This is a genomic window from Devosia rhodophyticola (assembly GCF_028816475.1).
GTDB classification, from domain to species: Bacteria; Pseudomonadota; Alphaproteobacteria; order Rhizobiales; family Devosiaceae; genus Devosia; species Devosia rhodophyticola.
In genome coordinates this window covers 1-22,714 of the sequence record NZ_CP118247.1, presented here as the reverse complement: position 1 = coordinate 22,714, position 22,714 = coordinate 1, and the positions used below count along the sequence as shown (strand labels likewise).

General features: G+C 55.6%; 17 protein-coding genes and 1 pseudogene. All 18 read left to right on the top strand.

Going from position 1 to position 22,714, the window contains the following annotated elements; genetic code table 11:
* The first annotated feature begins 9 nt into the window (after positions 1 to 9).
* Positions 10 to 2,037 (top strand): NADH-quinone oxidoreductase subunit L, encoded by a 2,028-nt coding sequence (gene nuoL / locus PSQ90_RS00090; protein ID WP_282211434.1) that lies wholly within the window; start codon positions 10 to 12, stop codon positions 2,035 to 2,037.
* A complete protein-coding gene (locus PSQ90_RS00085; protein ID WP_282211433.1) occupies positions 2,037 to 3,554 on the top strand; it encodes an NADH-quinone oxidoreductase subunit M in 1,518 nt (505 codons plus the stop codon). Before nuoL ends, PSQ90_RS00085 begins: the two co-directional genes overlap by 1 nt.
* 11 nt (positions 3,555 to 3,565) lie before the next feature.
* The gene (nuoN, locus tag PSQ90_RS00080) at positions 3,566 to 5,011 is read left to right on the top strand and encodes an NADH-quinone oxidoreductase subunit NuoN (RefSeq protein WP_282211432.1); all 1,446 of its coding nucleotides are present in this window, start codon (positions 3,566 to 3,568) and stop codon (positions 5,009 to 5,011) included.
* Positions 5,012 to 5,848, top strand: a complete 837-nt coding sequence (locus PSQ90_RS00075) for a biotin--[acetyl-CoA-carboxylase] ligase (protein ID WP_282211431.1) — start codon at positions 5,012 to 5,014, stop codon at positions 5,846 to 5,848.
* Positions 5,849 to 5,927: 79 nt separating this feature from the next.
* Positions 5,928 to 7,601 (top strand): ribonuclease J, encoded by a 1,674-nt coding sequence (locus PSQ90_RS00070; protein ID WP_282211430.1) that lies wholly within the window; start codon positions 5,928 to 5,930, stop codon positions 7,599 to 7,601.
* A gap of 11 nt (positions 7,602 to 7,612) precedes the next feature.
* Positions 7,613 to 7,858 (top strand): DUF1467 family protein, encoded by a 246-nt coding sequence (locus PSQ90_RS00065; RefSeq protein WP_282211429.1) that lies wholly within the window; start codon positions 7,613 to 7,615, stop codon positions 7,856 to 7,858.
* A 555-nt stretch (positions 7,859 to 8,413) separates the two neighbouring features.
* A complete protein-coding gene (gene proS, locus PSQ90_RS00060) occupies positions 8,414 to 9,763 on the top strand; it encodes a proline--tRNA ligase (RefSeq protein ID WP_282211428.1) in 1,350 nt (449 codons plus the stop codon).
* 11 nt (positions 9,764 to 9,774) lie between these two features.
* Entirely contained in the window at positions 9,775 to 11,130 is a 1,356-nt protein-coding gene (locus PSQ90_RS00055) for an ABC transporter permease (protein WP_282213111.1), read from the top strand.
* Positions 11,123 to 11,809, top strand: coding sequence for an ABC transporter ATP-binding protein (locus tag PSQ90_RS00050; protein WP_282211427.1), 687 nt, complete (start codon positions 11,123 to 11,125; stop codon positions 11,807 to 11,809). The genes PSQ90_RS00055 and PSQ90_RS00050 overlap by 8 nt, the downstream gene beginning before the upstream one ends.
* 316 nt (positions 11,810 to 12,125) lie before the next feature.
* A complete protein-coding gene (dnaE, locus tag PSQ90_RS00045; RefSeq protein ID WP_282211426.1) occupies positions 12,126 to 15,581 on the top strand; it encodes a DNA polymerase III subunit alpha in 3,456 nt (1,151 codons plus the stop codon).
* A 188-nt stretch (positions 15,582 to 15,769) separates the two neighbouring features.
* A complete protein-coding gene (gene rpsB / locus PSQ90_RS00040; protein WP_282211425.1) occupies positions 15,770 to 16,540 on the top strand; it encodes a 30S ribosomal protein S2 in 771 nt (256 codons plus the stop codon).
* Between the two features lie 70 nt (positions 16,541 to 16,610).
* Positions 16,611 to 17,540 carry a translation elongation factor Ts gene (gene tsf, locus PSQ90_RS00035; protein WP_282211424.1) on the top strand — a complete coding sequence of 310 codons (930 nt, stop codon included), beginning with the start codon at positions 16,611 to 16,613 and terminating at the stop codon, positions 17,538 to 17,540.
* Between the two features lie 182 nt (positions 17,541 to 17,722).
* Positions 17,723 to 18,442: a UMP kinase gene (gene pyrH, locus PSQ90_RS00030; protein WP_407648139.1), complete on the top strand. Its 720-nt coding sequence runs from the start codon at positions 17,723 to 17,725 to the stop codon at positions 18,440 to 18,442.
* An 18-nt stretch (positions 18,443 to 18,460) separates the two neighbouring features.
* Positions 18,461 to 19,021: a ribosome recycling factor gene (gene frr / locus PSQ90_RS00025; protein ID WP_282211422.1), complete on the top strand. Its 561-nt coding sequence runs from the start codon at positions 18,461 to 18,463 to the stop codon at positions 19,019 to 19,021.
* Positions 19,022 to 19,053: 32 nt separating this feature from the next.
* Positions 19,054 to 19,815, top strand: a complete 762-nt coding sequence (locus tag PSQ90_RS00020) for an isoprenyl transferase (protein ID WP_282211421.1) — start codon at positions 19,054 to 19,056, stop codon at positions 19,813 to 19,815.
* On the top strand, positions 19,812 to 20,672 hold the full coding sequence (locus PSQ90_RS00015; protein WP_282211420.1) for a phosphatidate cytidylyltransferase: 861 nt from the start codon (positions 19,812 to 19,814) through the stop codon (positions 20,670 to 20,672). The genes PSQ90_RS00020 and PSQ90_RS00015 overlap by 4 nt, the downstream gene beginning before the upstream one ends.
* A 36-nt stretch (positions 20,673 to 20,708) precedes the next feature.
* The gene (rseP, locus tag PSQ90_RS00010) at positions 20,709 to 21,845 is read left to right on the top strand and encodes an RIP metalloprotease RseP (RefSeq protein WP_282211419.1); all 1,137 of its coding nucleotides are present in this window, start codon (positions 20,709 to 20,711) and stop codon (positions 21,843 to 21,845) included.
* 185 nt (positions 21,846 to 22,030) lie between these two features.
* Positions 22,031 to 22,642: pseudogene (locus tag PSQ90_RS00005) on the top strand (POTRA domain-containing protein); the annotation flags it as partial.
* Between the last annotated feature and the right edge of the window lie 72 nt (positions 22,643 to 22,714).

The following is a 22,714-nucleotide window of genomic DNA, read 5'->3' as shown; positions in this document are numbered from 1 at the left end:
TAGCTCGCCATGATTCAAGCGATTGTTTTTTTGCCTCTGATCGGCGCGCTTATTGCTGGCCTCTTTGGCCGTCAGATTGGTCACCGAAACAGTGAATATATAACCACCGGTTTGCTGATCGTTGGTGCGGTGCTGTCATGGATCATCTTCCTGCCCATCGCCTTTAGCGGCGGCGAGGTTGCTGAAGGGGCCGCTCACGTCGAGGCCACCAAGGTCGAGGTTATGCGCTGGATCCAGGTCGGTGACATGGATTTGCGCTGGGTGCTGCGCGTTGACACACTGACCGCCATCATGCTGGTCGTCGTCAATACAGTTTCAAGCCTCGTGCACGTCTATTCGATCGGCTATATGCACGACGATCCGCATCGTTCGCGCTTCTTTGCCTATCTCTCGCTTTTTACCTTTGCCATGCTGATGCTGGTGACTGCCGACAACTTTCTCCAGATGTTCTTTGGTTGGGAAGGCGTAGGTCTTGCATCGTACTTGCTCATTGGCTTCTGGTACACAAAACCGTCAGCCAACGCCGCTGCCATGAAGGCCTTTATTGTCAACCGTGTCGGTGACTTTGGCTTTGCCCTCGGCATTTTTGGCGCATTCATGGTGCTCGGCCAAATCGATTTCGATGGTGCGTTCCACGCGGTTGAGGGCGCAAAAGGGACCAACATCAATTTTCTTTCCTGGAATCTTGATGCAATGACGGTCGTCTGCCTGTTGCTGTTCATGGGCGCGATGGGCAAGTCGGCTCAGTTCTTGCTACACACCTGGCTGCCAGATGCCATGGAAGGCCCGACACCAGTTTCGGCTCTGATCCATGCGGCAACGATGGTGACGGCCGGCGTATTCATGGTGGCGCGTTTGTCGCCGCTGTTTGAAGCGTCGCCCACCGCCATGACTTTTGTCCTGATTATCGGCGCCATCACGGCTTTTTTTGCCGCGACTGTCGGACTGGTGCAAAACGACATCAAACGCGTGATCGCCTATTCGACCTGCTCACAGCTTGGCTACATGTTTGTAGCACTCGGGGCAGGGGCATATTCTGCCGGTATGTTTCACCTCTTTACCCATGCCTTTTTCAAGGCGTTGCTGTTCCTCGGTGCCGGCTCCGTCATTCATGCCATGCACCACGAGCAGGACATGCGGAATATGGGCGGATTGCGCCACAAGATTCCGGTGACTTATGCCATGATGCTGATCGGCACGTTGGCACTCACGGGCGTCGGTATTCCGGGCACTTCATTCGGGTTTGCCGGATTCTTCTCCAAGGATTCGATCATCGAAGCCGCCTATGCGGTTGGCGGCAATGCGGGCGTTTTTGCCTTCTGGAGTTTGGTTATCGCGGCGCTGTTCACGAGCTTCTATTCGTGGCGCCTCATTTTCATGACCTTCCATGGCAAGCCGCGCCACGACGCACCCAGCCAGGATCATGCCCATGATGAGCATGCCAACGATCATGGCAGCGCCTATGATAATGCCCATGAAAGCCCCAACGTCATGCTGGTGCCGCTTTATTTCCTTGCGGCGGGTGCTGTTCTCAGCGGCGTTGTATTCTATGGCATATTCTTCCACGACATCGAGCACATCGAGCATTTCTTCAACGGTGCGATCGTTATTGATCATGAAATTCTTGAAGGCGCCCACGCCGCGCCAATATGGGCGAAATGGTCGGCAAGCCTTGCCATGGTCTTTGGCTTTATCATTGCCTGGTATATGTATATCCGCGATCCAAGCACGCCCAAAAGGCTGGCCGACACCAATCCGGGCCTCTACCAGTTCCTGTTGAACAAATGGTATTTTGACGAACTGTACGATCGGATATTTGTCCGCCCAGCCTTGTGGGTTGGTCGCTTGCTCTGGAAACGGTTCGACGATCAACTCATCGATCAAACGATCACTGAAGGTCTAGGCCGGCGGGTGCAGAATGTTACCGCTTGGGTGGTTCGCCTGCAGTCAGGCTATCTCTACCATTATGCCTTCGCCATGCTCATTGGGGTGGCAGCTCTTTTGACCTGGGCCATCGCGGCCGGGGGATTGATCTGATGAATTTCGATAACTCCATCCTTACGCTCACCACGTTCCTACCGCTATTGGGCGCTCTGATCTTGCTGTTCATCAACGGCAAGGATGAAGGCTCGCTCAATCGAATCCGTTGGATTGCCCTGATTGCGACTTTGGTGACGCTACTACTGTCGCTGATGGTCTGGGCGCAATTTGACGCTTCCAATCCCGGTTTCCAATTTGTTGTCAACAAACCCTGGATCGGTGACAGCATCGGCTACCGTGTCGGTGTCGACGGCATTTCTGTGCTGTTCGTCGTGCTGTCGGCGTTGTTGATGCCGTTCTGTGTGCTGGCCAGCTGGGAATCTGTTCAGGTTCGCGTACGCGAATACATGATCGTGTTCCTGATCCTGGAGACGCTGATGATCGGGGTATTCACCACCCTCGATCTGGCCATGTTCTATGTGTTCTTTGAAGGCACGCTGCTGCCGATGTTCCTGATCATCGGGATATGGGGTGGTAAGCGGCGTATTCAGGCCAGCTACAAGTTCTTCTTTTATACCTTCACCGGCTCGGTGTTGATGCTGCTGGCCATCATGGGCATGTACTGGAATGCGGGCACTACCGACATTTCCAAGCTTTTGACCCATGAATTTCCGGCGGGCATGCAGACTTGGCTTTGGTTGGCCTTCTTTGCCTCGTTGGCGGTCAAGATGCCGATGTGGCCGTTTCACCGTTGGTTGCCAGAAGCGCACGTTGAGGCTCCCACCGCTGGTTCCGTCATTCTGGCAGCAATCCTGCTTAAACTTGGTGGCTATGGCTTCCTGCGCTTTTCGCTGCCGATGTTCCCGGACGCTTCGCTCTATTTTGCCAATTTTGTCTTCGTGCTGTCGGTCGCCGCAATCATTGTGACCTCGTTGGTCGCTCTGGTTCAGACGGACATGAAAAAACTGATCGCCTATTCGTCGGTTGCCCACATGGGATTTGTGACCATGGGCATTTTTGCGGGCAATGCACTGGGCATTCAGGGCGCCGTGTTCCAGATGATCTCGCACGGGATTGTTTCTGGGGCGCTGTTCTTGAGTGTTGGCGTTATTTATGACCGCATGCACACCCGTGATATTACGGCCTATGGTGGCCTCGTTGAACGCATGCCGCGTTACGCCTTTGCCTTCATGGTATTCACCATGGCCAATGTTGGCTTGCCTGGCACATCGGGTTTCGTCGGCGAGTTCCTCACCATGATCGGGATTTTCCAGATCAATACATGGGTTGCCTTTGGCGCTGCCTTCGGGGTGATTTTCTCGGCAGGATATGCCCTGTGGCTTTATCGCCGGATCATCTTTGGTTCGTTGACCAAAGAAAACCTCATGAGCATTCTCGATCTGAATTTGCGTGAAAAGCTCACTCTTTACCCGTTGATCGTGTTGATCATTTTCTTCGGTTTCTATCCAGCGCCAATTCTCGATGCCACTGCGGCCTCGGTCAATGCGCTCGTTTCCCAATATAGTGCTGCAATTGACGCTCCGGCGGCGGTTGCTGCGGCTGTAGCGCATTAGGAGGGGCCAAGATGGGTTCCGACGTCACCTCATTTGCCAGCCTGGCACCAATATTTCCTGAAATGGCAATTGCGATTGGTGCGGTTGTCCTGTTGCTCGCAGGTGTGATTATCAACAAGGAACGCTCTGTAGGCATCAGCTATGCCGCAATCGTGCTCCTTTTGGTTGTTGCAGCGATGACGGTGTTTCAGGGGCAGGACGGCATATTGTTCAATGGCACCTTCATTGCTGACGGTTTCAGCCGTTACATGAAGGCGTTGGTTTTGGGTGGATCAGCTTTTGCGCTGATGTTGGCTTTGCCCAATGCGGTAGAGCAGGGCGTTCACAAGTTCGAATATGCAGTGCTCGTGCTGCTGGCGACGCTTGGCATGATGATGATGGTTTCGGCCAACGATCTCATGACCCTTTATGTCGGTCTGGAGTTGCAGTCACTGGCGCTCTATGTTGTTGCGGCAATCAAGCGTGACGATAGTCGCGCCACCGAGGCAGGCCTCAAGTATTTTGTTCTCGGCGCATTGGCATCGGGCATGCTGCTTTATGGTGCCTCATTCATTTATGGGTTTACTGGGACGACCAATTTGCCCGCCATTTTGGCTCAAGTTACCGCCGAGGACCGCTCCATTGGGCTGATTTTTGGCCTGGTGTTCTTGTTGGCTGGTGTCGCGTTCAAGATTTCGGCTGTTCCATTCCACATGTGGACGCCGGACGTCTACGAAGGCGCCCCGACGCCGGTCACAGCCCTCTTTGCAACCGCCCCAAAAGTTGCTGCAATGGCCTTGCTGGTGCGATTGGTGTCGAACACTTTTGCCCCGATTGCCCATGATTGGCAGCAGATCCTGATCTTCCTTTCAATCGCCTCCATGGTGTTGGCCGCGTTTGCCGCTATCGGTCAAAAGTCGATCAAGCGACTGATTGCCTATTCGTCCATCGGTCATGTCGGTTTTGCGCTCGTTGGGCTGTCCGCGGCAAACCAGGGCGGTGTCGAGGGCGTCGCCATCTATATGGCAATCTACGTGACAATGACTGTCGGCCTGTTCGCCTGTTTGCTTTCGCTGCGCACCGAGGCGGGGGAAATCGAGACCATTGAGGATTTCGCTGGTGTGGCACAGACCCGTCCCTTTGTGGCGGCCATTATGGCTGTGGTCATGTTCTCATTGATCGGTATGCCACCGCTGGCGGGTTTCTTTGCCAAATGGCATGTATTTCTCGCCGCCATCGACGCGCATCTTTATCTGTTGGCCGTCATCGGCGTGCTGGCCAGTGCCGTGAGCGCGTTCTATTACTTGCGGATCGTCAAGCTGATGTATTTTGATGAACCACGCCAGACATTTGCGGCCGTGCCCAACGAGTTGGGAATTATCATGGCAATATCGGGATTCTTGCTGGTCACCTATTATTTCACTGTCGGTGGACCGCTTGCCAGCGTTGCCCATATGGCAGCGGGAAGCCTGTTCTAGGTGACCGCGTTTGCCCTCGGGGCCAAGGCGCGCGCGGCAGGCTATCGGCTTCGCGGTTTCGATGCTGTTGGTTCGACCAACTGCGAGGCCTTGGCTGCTGCAGCGTCTGGCGATCCGGGCGGTATCTGGTTTGCCGCACTGCAACAAACGGCGGGACGCGGTCGTCGCGGACGCCAATGGTCTACCCCTTATGGCAACTTGGCGGCAACGCTGCTAATCATTCCTGATGCTGATGCCTCTGCGGCAGCTACTCTTGGTTTTGTCGCTGGGGTGGCGCTTAACCGGGCGCTTTGCCAGCTGTTGCCTGAAACTTCGATCCGTATCGGAGTAGATGGTGCTGATGGCGGCGGACAAAGTCAGGGTACACGAATTGCGCTTAAATGGCCCAATGATGTGCTCGCCGATGGCGCAAAGCTCGCAGGAATACTATTAGAGGCCCAAAAGCTCGACGACGGCCGCCATGCGATTGCGATTGGATGCGGCGTCAACGCCCTCGCGGCGCCAGATGGATTGCCCTATCCTGCCACCAGCCTGACCGAATTGGGGACTGGCCGCACGGCGCAACAGGTCTTCGAGACGCTGAGCGATTGTTGGGTCGAAGTCTTTGGTCTTTGGGCCGACGGACGGGGCACGGCCCAGGTGCTCCAATATTGGCGCGAGGCCGCAGCTGGCATTGGCTCTCCCGTGGCCATTAATCAGAATGGCCAAATCGTGCGCGGAATTTTTGAAACAATTGACGACACCGGACGGCTGATCGTGCGCGCTGATAATGACGCGCGGATCGCAATTACTGCTGGTGACGTACATTTTGGGGCAACGGCCAGCGCCCGAAGCTGACCAAACAACACCGTAGCAGTAACGCAACCGGGCAGTTTCCCGGCGTGCCTGCCGCATTATACAAGGACGATCTAAACCCATGGCGAAAGCACAAAGGGACGAACTCGTATTCGTGCCGCTCGGCGGCGTCGGCGAAATTGGCATGAATATGGGTGCCTACGGTTTCGGCCCGGAAAAATCACGCAAATGGCTGGTTGTCGATTGCGGCGTTTCGTTCGGCGACCCTAGCCTGCCGGGCATCGAATTGATCATGGCCAATCCCGAATTCCTGGAGGAACGGGCGGAGGACGTTGTCGGGCTGGTACTGACTCACAGTCATGAAGATCATTATGGCGCCGTTCTGGACCTGTGGCCCAGCTTTGACCGTCCGGTTTTTGCGACACCGTTCACTGCGGCAATGCTCGCGGCCAAAAGGGCAGGCGACGGCATAATCGATAATGTCGCGGTTACCATCATGAAGCCGGGTAAGGCGCTCGATGTTGGCCCGTTCACCGTCGAGGCCATCAACGTTTGCCATTCCATTCCGGAAAGCAACGCACTGTTAATCAGCACGCCCGTCGCCCGCGTACTGCACACTGGCGACTGGAAATTGGATGCAACTCCGGTAGGAAACGCGCCGACCGATATTGCCCGTCTACAGCAGATTGGCGCTGACCGCTCGACACCGCTAGCGCTCGTTTGTGATTCCACTAACGCCATGAAAGAGGGCGAAAGCCCCAGCGAAAGTGAAGTCGGGGATAATCTGGCAAAGTTGATTGCTAGCGCCCCCCATCGTGTCGCTGTCACCACGTTTGCCTCGAATGTGGGGCGGGTAATTTCGGTGGCGCGGGCGGCAGCCAAGGCGGGACGAGAAATTGTGTTGTCCGGGCGGTCGTTGCATCGCATCACGGGCATTGCACGCGAATTGGGCATGCTTGAAGGCGTGCCACCAATGCATGATCAAGACATGTATCGCTCGTTACCGCGCAACAAGGTCGTCTTGCTGTGTACAGGCAGTCAGGGTGAACCACGTGCGGCGATCGCCCGCATTGCACGCGGCGAGCATCCCGTGATTGATCTCAATGCAGGCGACCGGATGATTTTTTCGTCCTGGGCCATACCGGGCAATGAGCGTGAAGTGAACGACATTCAAAACCTGCTGATTGATCGCGGTGTTGACGTCATCACCCGCAATGATGCCATGGTGCATGTGACCGGGCATCCTCGGCGCGGCGAGTTGCGGCGTCTATATGAGTGGGTCAAACCCGACGTGCTGGTGCCGGTTCACGGCGAGGCAATGCATCTGCAGGCTCATGCCGAACTTGGCAAGGCCGAAGGCATCGCCAATATATTGAGCATTCGCAATGGTGATATGGCGCGGCTCTTTCCCGAGCCGATGGCATTCCCTGCTGAAGTGCGCACGGGTGAACTATATCTCGACGGCTTGGTGCTGTGCACGCCTGAGGAAAGTGGCGTCAAAGGACGCCGTCGCCTGTCGTTTGGGGGGCATATTGTCGTCAGCATTTGCGTCAATGGCAGCGGACAGGTCGTAGCTGGTCCAGATTTCGTTATCGAGGGGTTGCCCGAAACGGAGGACGAGTCACTCAATGAGCTGCTTGAGAACACCATCGGCGGCGTTCTGAAAAGCGTGCCACCAAAGCGACGTAGTGACACCGAAGTGCTCAACTCGGCCTTGTTCAAGGCCATTCGCAATGAGGTTAACGCCTATTGGGGCCGCAAGCCTAACGTGACCATCTTCGTTCACCGCGTCTGAAAGGACCGACCATGCCAATCGCGAGCATCATAGCTGTCTACTTCATCGTCTGGTGGCTTTGCTTTTTCGTCGTGCTCCCGATTGGCGTGCGCAGCCAGCTTGAAGACGGCAATGTTGTCCCTGGCACTGAGCCGGGTGCCCCAACCGTAACCCGGATGCTGCCCAAAATCGGCATGACCTCCGTCCTCGCGGTCGTTGTCACCCTGGCCTTGTTTTGGGCACTGACCAATCCATGGCTTCAGGCATACTGGCATTAATTTCGGTTTCGGGATTCCGGGGTGCTAAACACAGCAATGTCGGCCAAGTGCAGAACGCTCGCGGCTCTCATAAAGTTCGCTGCATCATTCAAATTTGTTGCCCAGTCATTCCACTACCCGAATGACCGGCATTGGTTCTCAGGCAGACCGTTGTCCGGAAAGTCGTCGCCACAAACAGGGCGCTCGTCGCACCTGAAGTAGCTAATTCAAATGATTGAGGTCAATGGGTGGCCTGCTTCATCCATTACATCGTCACTTCACGTCAAACATATAGAAACAAATAAAAAAAGCAGGGCACGAAGCCCTGCTAGAATGAGTTTGTTCGACAATTACGCTGGTCTTAGGCACACATAGTGGCAGCCAACGCTCCTCCCTAGACGTTGTCGACGTCCGATGGCTTACGTGCCACCGTTGTTTTGTTGAGGGGACCATATCACAAGAATTCTTGCTGTCACGCAGAATCTGCATAGCATCCATGCTTGCAACAGATGGACGAGTAGGATTTGAGTGGGCATCAACAAAAGCCTTGAGTCGTAGTCTGTTTTTGGAGTCGCCATGCGCCTGTCCCAGTACTTCCTGCCAGTCTTGCGCGACGTGCCCAAGGAAGCAGAAATTGTTTCGCATCGACTGATGCTGCGCGCCGGTATGGTTCGCCAGCAGGCTTCGGGTCTCTATTCCTGGCTACCGCTCGGCTACAAGGTCCTGATGAAGGTGCAAAAGATCATCGAGGAAGAGCAGAACCGCTCGGGCGCAATTCAACTGTTGATGCCCACGATTCAATCCGCCGACCTATGGCGCGAGAGCGGACGCTACGATGCCTATGGCAAGGAAATGTTGCGCATCGAGGACCGGCACGAGCGTGATTTTCTCTATGGCCCGACCAATGAGGAAATGATCACCGACATTTTCCGTACCTATGTGAAGTCCTATAAGGACTTGCCGCTGAACCTTTATCACATCCAGTGGAAATTTCGGGATGAGATCCGGCCGCGCTTTGGCACGATGCGCTCGCGTGAGTTCCTGATGAAGGATGCTTATTCCTTCGATCTGGATAAGGATTCCGCTGTAAAGGCTTATCAGCGGATGTTCGTGGCTTACTTGCGCACTTATGCGCGCATGGGCCTGACCGCCATCCCGATGCGAGCTGACACGGGACCCATTGGTGGTGACCTGAGCCACGAGTTCATTGTTCTCGCCGATACCGGAGAGAGCGAGGTTTTCTGCCACAAGGATCTGCTGGAAAAGCCAATCCCTGCGCCCGGAACTGATTTCCGCGGTGACCTGTCGCCAATCATTGACGATTGGACCTCGCTTTATGCCGCGACCGAGGAAATGGTCAATACGGCCGAATTTGAGGCCGAAGTGCCCGCCGAAAAGCGGGTTTCTGCTCGCGGCATCGAGGTAGGCCACATTTTCTATTTCGGCACCAAATATTCCGAACCGATGAAAGCGACGGTAACCGGCCCCGATGGCAAGGAAATCACCGTGCACATGGGGTCATACGGCATTGGACCAACGCGTCTGGTGCCGGCGATTATCGAAGCGTTCCATGACGATGACGGCATCATCTGGCCGGTCAGTGTCGCACCATTCGAAGCTGTGCTGATCAATCTCAAGGCTGGCGACGCCGATTGCACTGCGGCCTGTGATGCGCTCTATGGTGAGTTGAATGCGGCGGGCATTGATATGCTGTATGACGACCGTGATCAGGGCGCCGGAGGCAAGTTTGCCACTGCCGATTTGATCGGTATTCCCTATCAGCTCATTCTGGGACCGCGCGGCATCAAATCCGGCGAAGTCGAAATCAAGCACCGCCAATCCGGTGAACGCGAAACGCTGCCGATTGGCGACGCCGTGGCCCGCATCACGGGCCTTATCGAACCCCAAAGGCGGACAGACATTTGAGCGAGCAATCAATGCCGGGTCACAGCCGAGGCACCAAGGCCTTTTCCCGGTTCGAATGGATGATTGCCGGGCGCTATTTGCGCGCCCGGCGCAAGGAAGCTTTTATTTCGGTGATTGCCAGCCTGACCATGGTTGGCGTTGCCATCGGCGTTGCCACATTGATCGTGGTGATGTCGGTCATGAACGGCTTTCGAGCCGAGCTGCTAACCAAGATACTTGGCCTCAATGGGCATTTCACAGCCTATCCAATCGAAGAGAAGTTCACCGACTACCAGGAGACCATCGACGCTTTACAACAAGTGGATGGCGTCAAGTTTGCTGTTTATTTTGTCGAGGGTCAGGTTCTGGCCTCGGGAGCAGGGCAGTCGACCGGTGTCACCGTTCGCGGGATGGATGAGGAAAATATCAAGAAGCTCGACCTGCTCTACAACGGCGCCGGGCAGGGCGGATTTGACAGTTGGGACAATTCAAAAGGCGTCGCCATTGGCTATCGTCTCGCACAAACGCTGGGCGTTGGCCTCGGTGACTCCGTTACCATCATCAATCCCGATGGCGCAAAAACGCCATTCGGTACCACCCCGCAAATTCGCTCATACAAAGTCAGCGTCATCTTCAATCTCGGCATGGTCGAGTTTGATAGCTACTTCATGTACATGCCGTTGCAAGAGGCTCAGGAGTACTTCAAGCTTTATGAAGACGTGCTGAAGCCGGGTCAGAAGCCGCTGGACCCAATGGCGACGGACGCGGAGATCGACGCGGCATATGATCGTGTCTATCGGGCGTCGGCGGCGGAAATATTCATCGACAATCCAGACGATGTCACGGCGATGCGCGCGAAGCTGCAAAGCGATTTTTCTACGCGCCCGCTGGTTTTGACCGACTGGCAGCAGCGGAATGAGACGTTCTTCTCCGCCCTTCAGGTAGAGCGAGTCGTCATGTTCACCATCTTGTCGATGATCATATTGGTTGCTGCATTCAACATTATTTCCAGCCTTATCATGTTGGTGAAGGACAAGAGCAGCGATATCGCTGTGCTGCGCACCATGGGGGCGACGCGCGGATCAATCATGCGGATTTTCTCGATTACCGGAACCGCGATCGGCGTCATTGGCACCTTGAGCGGCCTGGTGATGGGGTTGATTATCGCCGCCAATGCCGAAAGTTTGCGAGCATCGGTGTCGAATTTCCTCGGTGTCACCATTTTCCCACCTGAGGTGTTCTTCCTTTCCTCGCTGCCTTCAAAAACTGACCCGACGGAAGTGACCGTCGTTGTTTGTCTGGCGCTGGGTCTGAGCTTTCTGGCAACGCTTTATCCCGCGTGGCGGGCCGCCCAATATGATCCGGTAGAGGCATTGCGCTATGAATGAGGCACATTTGGTTCTGCGCGATGTCCACCGGCATTACGGCGAAGGCGACAAACTGGTGCGGGTACTGGAAGCGGCCAATCTGACCGTGCTGAGCGGTGAATTGGTGGCGCTCGTCGCCCCCTCCGGAGCTGGCAAGTCGACTCTTCTGCATTTGAGTGGCCTGCTCGAAAGTCCCCAGTCAGGTGAAATCGAGATCATTGGCACCAAGACCAGCAAGCTCGGTGATCGTGGCCGTACGCAGTTACGGCGCAGCACGGTGGGTTATGTTTATCAATTCCACCACCTATTGCCCGAATTCACCGCGCTCGAAAATGTTTCGATGCCGCAATTGATTGCCGGTAAATCGCAACAGGAAGCTGATATTCGCTCGCTTGAATTGCTCGAAATTCTGGGCGTTGCACCTCGTGCTTCACACCGACCCGCCGAACTGTCGGGCGGGGAGCAACAACGTATTGCGATTGCACGAGCGGCCGCCAATCGTCCCCGTGTGATATTGGCGGATGAGCCAACAGGTAATCTTGATCCAGAAACCAGCGATCTGGTGTTCGAAGCGCTCAAAACGCTGATCAAGGAAGAGGGGGCCGCGGCGCTTATCGCGACGCATAACCACGATTTGGCGCGCCGCGCCGACCGGATCGTCACCTTAAAGGGCGGGTTGGTTGTCGATCACGACCTATAGGTGGCGGACCAACCAGACAATCACCACCTAACGAAGTCTTAACCAAGTGGCGTTGCTCCCCGCTATTCTCATTGTTATCCCTAGACAGGAACAAACAAGGAACGTATAAGAACATATCGAAAACACAGGAGAAGAAGATGTTGACCTTCCTCAAGGATTTCGCTGCGTTCGTTACCATTGGCGCCTTTACTGTGGGCTCTCTGACCTGGATGGACGTCTTGACCCGACTCGGTTGAGCCTGTTGTGGATTGCGGCGCTGCGGAGGTTTCCCTCTGGCCCGCAGACTGTCACAAAGACGGCCTAGGAAAGGTCCATCATGAACGGTCCCGGTTTTATCCATCTGCACGTGCATTCAGCATATTCCCTGCTCGAGGGAGCGCTGCAGCTCGAAAAAATTCTGGGACTGGCCAAGGAGGATGAGCAGCCTGCGTTAGGCATTGCTGACACCGGCAACCTGTTTGGCGCGCTCGAATTTTCCGAAAAGGCCGTAAAGAAAGGCATTCAGCCGCTAGTCGGCGTTGAAATGTCAGTCGATTTCGCAGCCGCCGAAGAACGCACCAGCGAGCGGGGCAATCACAGTTTTTCCACAAAAAGCAGTCTGGTGCTGATGGCGCAGACTGAAGTGGGGTTTGGTAACCTGTCGCGGTTGGTTAGCCAGGCCTATCTACAGGGTGGGGAGGGCGCAGCGCGAGCCCGACTTGAATGGCTGACGCGCGAAGGTCTTGAAGGCATTCTGTGTCTGACAGGCGGGCCAGAGGGCGCGATTGACCCCTGTTTTGCAGCGGGACACGATGCCCAGGCGATCAAGCGTCTGAACCTGCTGCGCGAGGCCTTTGATGATCGACTTTATATCGAAATTCAGCGGCATGGCCGTCCGATTGAAGCAGGAGTCGAACCTCGGTTGATCGACTTTGCCTATCGGCAGGGGCTGCCTCTGGTCGCGACCAATGAGCCGTTCTTCCGTTCGGTTGCCGAATTTGAGGCGCACGATGCACTGTTGGCGATTGCCGGAGGCACGGTACTGGCCCAGACCGAGCGGCGCAAGCTCAACGATCAATATTATTTCAAGACGCGCGCTGAAATGGTCGAGCTTTTTGCCGACCTGCCAGAAGCGCTCGACAATACAATCGAAATAGCCCAGCGCATTGGCTATCGGCCGCACACGCGTAAGCCGATCCTGCCCAAGTTTGCCGCGGCACCGGATCTGACCGACGACGAAGCCGTGGCGGTTGAAGCGGAGGCATTGCGGGTCATGGCCGTCGAGGGCCTAGATCGACGCCTTGCCTCAGTCGGGCCAGGGCCGGGCAAGACCGAACAGGACTACCGCGACCGGTTGGAATTTGAGTTGGGCATCATTCAATCCATGAAGTTCCCCGGCTACTTCCTTATCGTGGCGGATTTTATCCGCTGGTCGAAGTCTCAGGGCATTCCAGTGGGGCCGGGCCGTGGCTCGGGCGCGGGTTCGCTTGTGGCCTATGCAACAACCATCACCGATCTCGACCCGTTGCGCTATAATTTGCTGTTCGAGCGCTTCCTCAATCCTGAACGTGTATCGATGCCCGACTTTGATATCGATTTTTGTCAGGACAGGCGCGAAGAAGTCATTCGCTATGTCCAGCAAAAATATGGCTCGGATCAGGTTTCCCAGATAATCACATTTGGAACGTTGCAGGCCCGTGCGGTTTTGCGCGATGTCGGTCGCGTCTTACAAATGCCCTATGGACAGGTGGACCGGATCTGCAAGCTGGTGCCAGCAAACCCTGCCGATCCCTGGACGCTGGAACGTACCGTAAAGGAAGTGCCGCAGCTCAAGATGATGGCTGAGGACGATGAAACAGTCGCCGAGCTGATTGCCATTGCCCGCAATCTTGAAGGTCTGTTTCGCCACGCCTCGACCCACGCGGCCGGAATTATCATCGGTGACCGGCCTTTGCAGGATCTGGCGCCTCTCTATCGTGATCCGCGTTCGGACATGCCTGTTTGCCAGTACAACATGAAATGGTCGGAAGCGGCGGGGCTGGTTAAGTTCGACTTCTTGGGTCTCAAGACGCTCACCACGATTGAATATGCCGTCCAGATGATCAACCGCGATGGCGGCAATTTCCGCATCGAGGACATCTCGATTGAAGATGAGGCGACCTACAAACTTTATGCAAAGGGCGACACCTTTGGCGTCTTCCAGGTGGAAAGTCCGGGAATGCGGCGGGCGCTGGTTGATCTGAAGCCTGACCGATTTGAAGATATTATTGCGTTGGTGGCGCTCTATCGGCCCGGCCCGATGGATAACATTCCACTGTTTTGCGACCGAAAGCATGGGCGCGAGGACGTTGAATATCCCCACGAGGCGCTTAAGGCGGTGCTTGATGAAACCTATGGCATCATCGTCTATCAGGAGCAGGTGATGCAGATCGCCCAGTTGCTGTCGGGCTATTCGCTGGGCGAAGCCGACATGCTGCGGCGCGCCATGGGCAAGAAGATCAAGGCGGAAATGGACGCGCAACGCGAGCGTTTCCGCGAAGGGGCAATCAAGTACGGGCTCAAGCAAAGTCTGGCTGATACGATCTTTGATTTGCTGGCCAAGTTTGCCAATTACGGCTTCAATAAGAGCCATGCAGCGACCTACGCCTTGGTCAGTTATCAAACAGGTTACCTCAAGGCCCACCACCCCCATGAGTTCTTTGCCGCGTCAATGACGCTCGATATGGGCAACACCGACAAACTCGCAGATTTCCGGCGCGAAGCCACCAAGAGTGAAATCGAGATCGTGCCACCCTGCGTAAACCGGTCGCAAGCCGTGTTCTCGGTCAAGGACAGGCGCATCCACTACGGACTTTGTGCTGTCAAAGGGGTTGGACGGCAGGTCGCCGAGCATATCGTCGAGGTGCGCGGCGATACGCCTTTCAAGGATTTGGGAGATTTTGCAACGCGCGTTGACCCCCGGCTGTTGTCGAAGCGCACGTTGGAAACTCTGGTCAATGCGGGTGCATTTGACGAGATCGTCGATCGGCGCGAGGAAGCGTTCGTCGCTATCGAGTCGGTAATCGGCATGGCTCAGGCGCTAACAGCAGAACGCACTGAAGGTCAGGGGAACATGTTCGACATGGGTACGCCCGAGCCAATTAAACTGCCGCAAGGTATCCCCGCATGGAGCACGACGGAGCGGGCGGAACGTGAGTTCTCGGCAATCGGCTTTCATTTGTCTGCTCATCCGCTTGATGCCTACGCCGAATTGTTTGATCGTTTCCGCGTGCAGCGTTGGATGGATTTTGAGCGCGCCGTCAAGGATGGAGCGTCGGCTGGACGGCTGGCGGGTACGATTTCCGGTCGTCAGGATCGACGAACCCGCAAGGGCACGCCGATGATGATTCTCAATTTGTCTGACCAGAGCGGCAGTTTTGAGTGCATCGCCTTTTCCGAGCAGATAAACGAGTTCGGGAGCATTTTGCAGGTTGGGAAATCGGTGATCTTGCAGGTGGGAGCCGACGAACGCCCCGATGGCGTTAGCATCAGGCTTCTGGATGCTCAAGCCATCGAAGAGGCGGCAGAAAAAGTGGAGCGGCGGATGACGGTTTTTGCTGCTGACCAGAAATGTCTGCCCCCGATCAGCGCCCAGCTCAAACGGGGCGGGGAGGGGGCGGTTAGCTTCGTTGTCATTCGTGACGGTGGCGCACGCGAGTACGAAATTGAACTGCCGGGCAATTTTCGGCTCAATGCCGAGATTGCCGGCGGCATCAAGGCGCTCGAGGGCGTGATGGATGTGCGGCTGAATTAGTCTGTATCGCAAGGCATCACCCTTGCGCTTTGACGTTTTATCGCCTATATGCCGCCTGCGTTTGACTGCGTGTCAGCGCGATTTCACACACGAGGCAGGCCATCTGATCCTGGATCAGACGTCCAACCGGTGACGGTTTCCGTCGCAAGGCCTCGTGGCGGCATCAACCGGTAAAGGAGAATTGCCCCATGGCAATGCCCGATTTTTCTATGCGCCAACTGCTCGAAGCAGGGGTTCACTTCGGCCACCAAAAGCATCGCTGGAATCCAAAGATGGAAAAGTTCATCTTCGGCGTGCGTAACGACATTCACATTCTGGATCTGAGCCAGACGGTTCCAATGCTCAGCCGCGCGCTGCAGCTGGTTTCCGACACCGTTGCAGATGGCGGCCGCGTTCTTTTCGTTGGTACCAAGCGTCAGGCGGCACCACTGGTCGCAGAAGCTGCGCGCTCTTCGGCTCAGTATTTCGTCAATTCTCGTTGGCTCGGCGGCACACTGACCAACTGGCAGACCATTTCCAATTCGATTGCCCGCCTGCGCGAGCTCGAGGCAATGGGTGCTGAAGGGCTTGAAGGCCGCACCAAGAAAGAGCGTTTGATGATGAGCCGCGAGCAGGAACGTCTTGAGCGCGACCTCGGCGGTATCAAGGATATGGGCAATCTGCCCAGCCTTCTCTTCGTGATCGATACCAACAAGGAAGCCAACGCGATCAAGGAAGCCCGGCGATTGGGAATTCCTGTAATTGCGATCGTTGATACCAATTGCGATCCCGACGTTGTCGACTTTGCCATCCCCGGCAATGACGATGCGTCGCGCGCACTTGAGCTCTATGTTTCGCTGATCTCCAAGGCCGCAATCGACGGAATTGGTCGTTCTTCGTCCGATCTTGGCGCGGACCTTGGCGCTGCTGAAACGGCACCTGAAGAGCCAGCGTTGGCTGAAGAGAGCGCCACCAGCTAATCGGATCATCCGATTGTCACTATTGATATGAACCATGCGGCCCCGATGCGGGGCCGCCGAGAGGTGAATCATGGAAATCACAGCTTCATTGGTCAAGCAATTGCGCGACTCCACCGGCGTGGGGATGATGGACTGCAAGAAAGCCCTTGCCGAAAATAATGGCGACATGGAAGCGGCCGTTGACTGGTTGCGCACGCGTGGCCTGGCCAAAGCCGCCAAGAAGGCAGATCGCGTTGCTGCCGAAGGTCTGGTCGGCATCGCAACGGGCGGCACCACTGCCGCGATAGTGGAAGTCAATTCCGAGACTGACTTTGTTGCCCGCAACGAGCAGTTTCAGGCGATTGTCGGCAATGTTGCAAAGCTTGCGATCGACAGCGAGGGCGACGTTGTAAAGCTTGGCGAAATGCCATTCCCAGGCTCGGGTCATTCCGTTTCGGCAGAGCTGACCGAGGCAATTGCCAAGATCGGTGAGAACATGAACCTGCGCCGCGCTGACGTGGTTTCAGTCAAGGACGGCGTCGTGGAAAGCTATGTCCACTCTGCCGTCAGGTCGGGTCTGGGCAAGATCGGCATTCTGGTCGGCCTTGAGTCGACCGGCAACAAGGAAGTGCTGTCTAGTTTGGGCAAGCAGTTGGCCATGCACATTGCAGCAACCAACCCGCTGTCGATTTCGCCAGACGATCTCGACCAGAGCGTTGTTGCGCGGGAGCGCGCCATTTTTGCCGAGCAGGCGCGTGAATCGGGCAAGCCCGCTGAAATCGTAGAGAAAATGGTCGAAGGTCGGGTACGCAAATATTATGAAGAAGTCACCTTGTTGGCTCAAACCTTCGTAATTGACGGCGAGACCAAAGTCGGTGATGCGATCAAGGCTGCCGAAAAGGACGCCGGCGCTCCAATCAAGCTCACCAAATTTGTGCGCTTCGGTCTTGGCGAAGGCATCGAAAAGGCTGTCAACGATTTTGCCGCTGAAGTAGCGGCGACTTCGGGCGTCAAGCAATAAATTTGTTGGGCGGGCCTCATGGTCCGCCCATTTTCGTTCAGCGTTGTTGTCGTCGACAAATATAGCTGACCAGTTACGCTTTCCTGCGGTGTTCCGGTTTCCACTTTTGTGGCAAATGATTTAGGGTTCCGCTGGCGTCAACGGATCTCGACGCCCCAGTTTATTTCAGGAAGGGGTTGCCGATGGCGCCTGCTTATAAGCGTATTCTGCTCAAGGTCTCGGGCGAAGTGCTTGCCGGCGATCAGTCTTTCGGCATCGAGCCAGAATTTCTCCATTCGGTAGCCCAACAAATTGCTGATGCCGCCAAGGCAGGATCCCAGATCGCCATTGTGATTGGGGCTGGCAATATTTTCCGCGGCATGGCCGTTGCCGCTGGCGGCACCGATCGCGTGACGGCCGACATGATGGGCATGCTCGGTACCGTCATTAATTCGCTCGCCCTTTCCAATGCCATTTCGCGCCAAGGCGTAAAGTCGCGCGTGTTCAGCGCCCTCAACATGCCCTCCGTTGCTGACAGTTTTACAGCGCGTGCTGCAAAAGCTGCGCTCGAAGAGGGATTTGTGGTGGTTTGCGCCGGCGGTACGGGCAATCCATTTTTTACCACCGATACTGCTGCAGCGCTCAAGGCCATTGAGTTGGATTGTGATGTTCTGCTCAAAGGCACCAAGGTTGATGGCGTCTATTCGGCTGATCCCATGAAGGTGCCGGGGGCGACCCGTTATGACACCGTGACTTACGATGAAGTTATTGGGCAAGATCTTCGCGTCATGGACACTGCAGCCTTTGCTCTTGCCCGCGACAACGGGCTGCCCATAATTGTCTATGCGCTCAACGATAAAGAAGGTTTGGCTGGCGTACTGTCCGGGCGTGCCCGCAGTACCCGGGTCGGCAAGCCTGGTTAAGATAGAAGGACGAGTACAATGGCCGCCGAATTCGATCTGAATGATCTCAAAGCCCGAATGGCAAAATCGATTGAATCGCTGCACAGCGAACTGTCTGGATTACGTACCGGCCGGGCCAGCGCCAGCCTGTTGGAGCCAGTGTCTGTGGAAGCCTATGGTTCGCGCATGCCGCTGAATCAAGTAGCAACCGTAACGGTGCCAGAACCACGCATGCTCAGCGTTCAGGTTTGGGACCGAAGCATGGCGAGCGCCGTTGAAAAGGCCATCCGTGATTGCGGGTTGGGTCTTAATCCGATGACCGAAGGTCAGGTGATCCGTGTTCCCCTACCTGAACTGAATGCAGAACGCCGACGCGAACTAGCCAAGGTGGCTCATGGATATGCCGAGCAGGCGCGGGTTGCCGTTCGTCACATTCGCCGTGATGGTATGGATGTGTTGAAAAAGGCCGAAAAAGACGGTGACCTGAGTCAGGATGAGAGCCGCGTGCAATCTGATCTTGTCCAGAAAGCCACTGACTCTGCCGTGCAGGATATTGATGTGGTGTTGGCCACCAAAGAACAAGAAATCATGCAGGTTTAGCCCGCAACTCTGGCTGCGCCGGGAGGGCGTGGATGTCCATGGATCCAGCTGCAACTGCCACTATTGCTCAAGGCGGACCTTTGCGCATTCCTGCTCACCTCGGGGTGATCATGGATGGCAATGGTCGTTGGGCCAAGGCGCGCGGTAAAATGCGGACCGAAGGGCATAAGGAGGGCGTCAAGGCGCTACGAAACCTGGTTGAACTTTGTATTAACCATGGCGTGGCCAACCTGACGGTCTTCAGTTTTTCATCAGAAAACTGGACGCGCCCCAGGGATGAAATAGCGTTTATTTTCAATCTTTTACGAAGATTTGTAGTTTCCGACCTGCAAAGGTTGATACGAAACAATGTGCGCGTTCGGATTATTGGCTCACGATCTGATCTTGAACCTTCTCTGATCCGGCTGATTGAGGATGTCGAATGCAAGACGCGGCACAACAATGGACTGACATTGGTTGTAGCGTTCAACTATGGCGGCAAGGCAGAGATTGCGGAGGCTTGTCGGACCATAGCGCGAGCAGTGGAAGCGGGCACACTGTCCCCTGATGAAATCACCGAAGCCACAATCGAAAGAGAGCTTTACACGAGCGGCTTGCCCGACCCGGATCTGATTATTCGGACCAGCGGCGAACAGCGTCTTTCCAACTTCTTGCTTTGGCAGTCGGCTTACGCCGAGTTCGTTTTTGTTGAAGAGAACTGGCCAGATTTCAACGAGGCCAGTTTCCTGCGCGTGTTGCAGACTTACTCCGGGCGAGAACGCCGGTTCGGCAGCGTAAAGGCGCAATCGAGTTGAGCCAGCCCGAAGAACCCGTGGCCCAAACGCAGACAGAGCGACGCAACATATGGGCGGACCTACGCCCGCGGTTGTTGTCAGCTCTGGTTCTCGTCATCCTGACCGTTGGCGCACTGTATTTTGGCAGCTATCTGTTCGCGCTCGTCGTGGGCGCAGTCTTCGCCGGTGCCTATCGAGAGTGGGAAACGATGGTTACCCGCGCGCCGCTCAGCTCCGTTGGCATGGTATTGATCGGCCTGGTTGGATTGTCGGCACTGGCGTTTCCCGCATTCGGCATCGTCGGTGTTGCCACCGTTATTGCTGTGGCTGCTGGTATTGCCGTGGCGTTTGGCGGGGAGGGCGTTTGGTGGCGTGCGTCCGGACTGGCCTTTTTCGGGCTGGTCATCATGGCCGTTCTGGCGATGCGTGGAACCGGCACCGCGGGAATGTTTGCTGGTATCTATCTGGGCATTGTTGTCTGGACCACGGATTCAGCAGCGTTTTTTACAGGGCGCCAAATCGGCGGCGAAAAACTGGCGCCCGATATCTCGCCCTCAAAGACATGGTCCGGGGCACTGGGCGGACTGGCTTTGGGCACCACATGTGGCACCATCGCCTGGATTCTCATTAGCCCGTCGGCGTGGTGGGTCGGCCTGTTGTTGTCTGCAATTATCTCGCTTCTGGGGCAGTTGGGGGATTTGAGCGAAAGCGCCATTAAGCGTCATTTCCGTATCAAGGACAGTGGCGATATAATTCCTGGACACGGCGGTCTGATGGATCGCCTGGATAGCCTCACATTCGGCGTTTTGTTCGTCTTTGTGCTGGGTTTGATTCATGCAGACTTGGCCAATGTCGCGGCGGGACTGTTGTATTGGTAATACTGCCGCCTTATCCAGGCGACGAATAGGACTGAAATGCTGCAATTCATCCCTTGGCTGCTGTCTTTCGTTATCCCGTTTCTCGCGGTTCTGACGGTTATCGTTTTTGTCCACGAAATGGGCCACTATCTGGTTGCTCGCTGGAATGGCATCGCTATCCACACTTTTTCGGTGGGCTTTGGACCCGAACTATGGGGCCGCTATGATCGCAATGGCACCCGATGGCGTATTTCCGCCATCCCGCTTGGTGGCTACGTGCGATTTGTTGGCGATATGAATGCCGCCAGCCTCCCCGATCCTGCTTCGGCCGAAGCGATCGATCCGGCGTTGCAGCCATTTTTGTTTGTGAACAAAAATGTGTGGCAGCGAATATCGGTAGTTTTGGCCGGCCCCGTGGCCAATGTCATTCTGACCTTCGTTATCCTTTATGTCCTGCTGCTCGGATATGGTCGCTACACAATTCCTCCAGTGATTGGTTCCGTTGTGCCTCAATCGGTCGCCGAAGCTGCCGGTTTTGAAGCAGGCGACCGTATACTATCGGTCGACGGCTACGAGGTTCGTGGCTTTGAGGACTTTCAGCGGCTGGTGGCAACAAGCCCGGCCCGCAATGTTGATGTCATTCTTGATCGCAACGGACGAACTGAAGAACTTGCGATTGTGCCCGAGGCAGTTGAGGTCAAGGACCGCTTTGGTAACAATCAGCGCATCGGACGGATCGGGGTCAGCCGCGATGTCGAGAATACTGACATAACGCTATACCGGCCCAATGCCATCGAAGCGTTCGGCATGACGTTTGAAGAAATCCACTTCATCGTCAACCGAACCGGCGCATTCCTTGGCGATTTTTTCGTCGGAAGGGGCGATGTCGAGCAATTGGGTGGCCCGGTCAAGGTTGCCAAAGTGTCGGGGGAGGTCGCGTCGTTGGGCATAATTGCCCTGATAAACCTGACGGCATTGCTCTCGCTCAATATCGGGATCTTCAATTTGTTGCCGGTGCCGATGCTCGATGGCGGCCATCTTGTCTATTATTTGTTCGAGGCCATTCGGGGGCGCCCGCTGAGCCAGCGGGTGCAGGAGGCCGGGTTCCGCATCGGATTTGCGCTGGTTTTGGCACTAATGGTGTTCACCTTGTTCAACGATACGTTGTTCGCCTATCTGCGCAGCGTCGCTTAAGACCTTGTTAACTTTAGTTCTTGAGGTGTTGCACGAATACAAGCACGCCAATCATTTACTAACCCAAGCGGCGCTTCCGCCTTGCCCTTAGTTAAAAATGCAGTAAAAAGGTGCAACGGAGTCTGCTCGGGGGAAGTGCTGTGCATGGCGATTCTCGGGGCGCGGTCGCAGAAGGCAATAAAAATATGATCAAACCAACCAAGTTGATGCGCAGCGCGGTTCTGGCGCTTGCAATCCTGGGGGCTGCACCGTTTGTTGGAGCAGCGGTTCCCTTGGTAGGCACGCAGGCAACAATGGCGCAGGATCAGCTTGTGTCTTCGGTGCTGTTCGAGGGCAACAGGCGCTTTTCAGACGCGCAGCTGCTCACCATGGTTGACGTTTCCGGCTCAGGGATTTTCAGCCAGCAGCGCGTTCAGTCAGATGTTGAGAGCATTCGCCAAGCCTACGACCGCGACGGTTTCAACAAGGTTTCGGTTACGACCCGGCTGGAGCCGCAGGAAAGTGGACGCGTCCGCGTAACGTTCGTTGTTGACGAAGGTGATCGGGCAGGCATCGCGGCCATCAATTTTACCGGCAATAATTCAATCAACGGTGGCAATCTCAAAAGCGCTATCGCCACCAAGGAAACCGGTTTCCTGAGCTGGTTGTTCCGCGATGACACCTATGACGAACAAAAGCTCGCTGTCGATCGCGAACGGGTTCGGCTATATTATGCCAATCGTGGCTTTCCCGATGCGCAGGTAACCTCGGTTGGTGAATTTGATGCGTCGAAAAACGCCTATTTCATTAACTTTACGGTCAATGAGGGCGAAAAGTACGAATTCGGCAATGTTGGCATCGAAACCAGCATCAATGGTTTGAACGCCAAT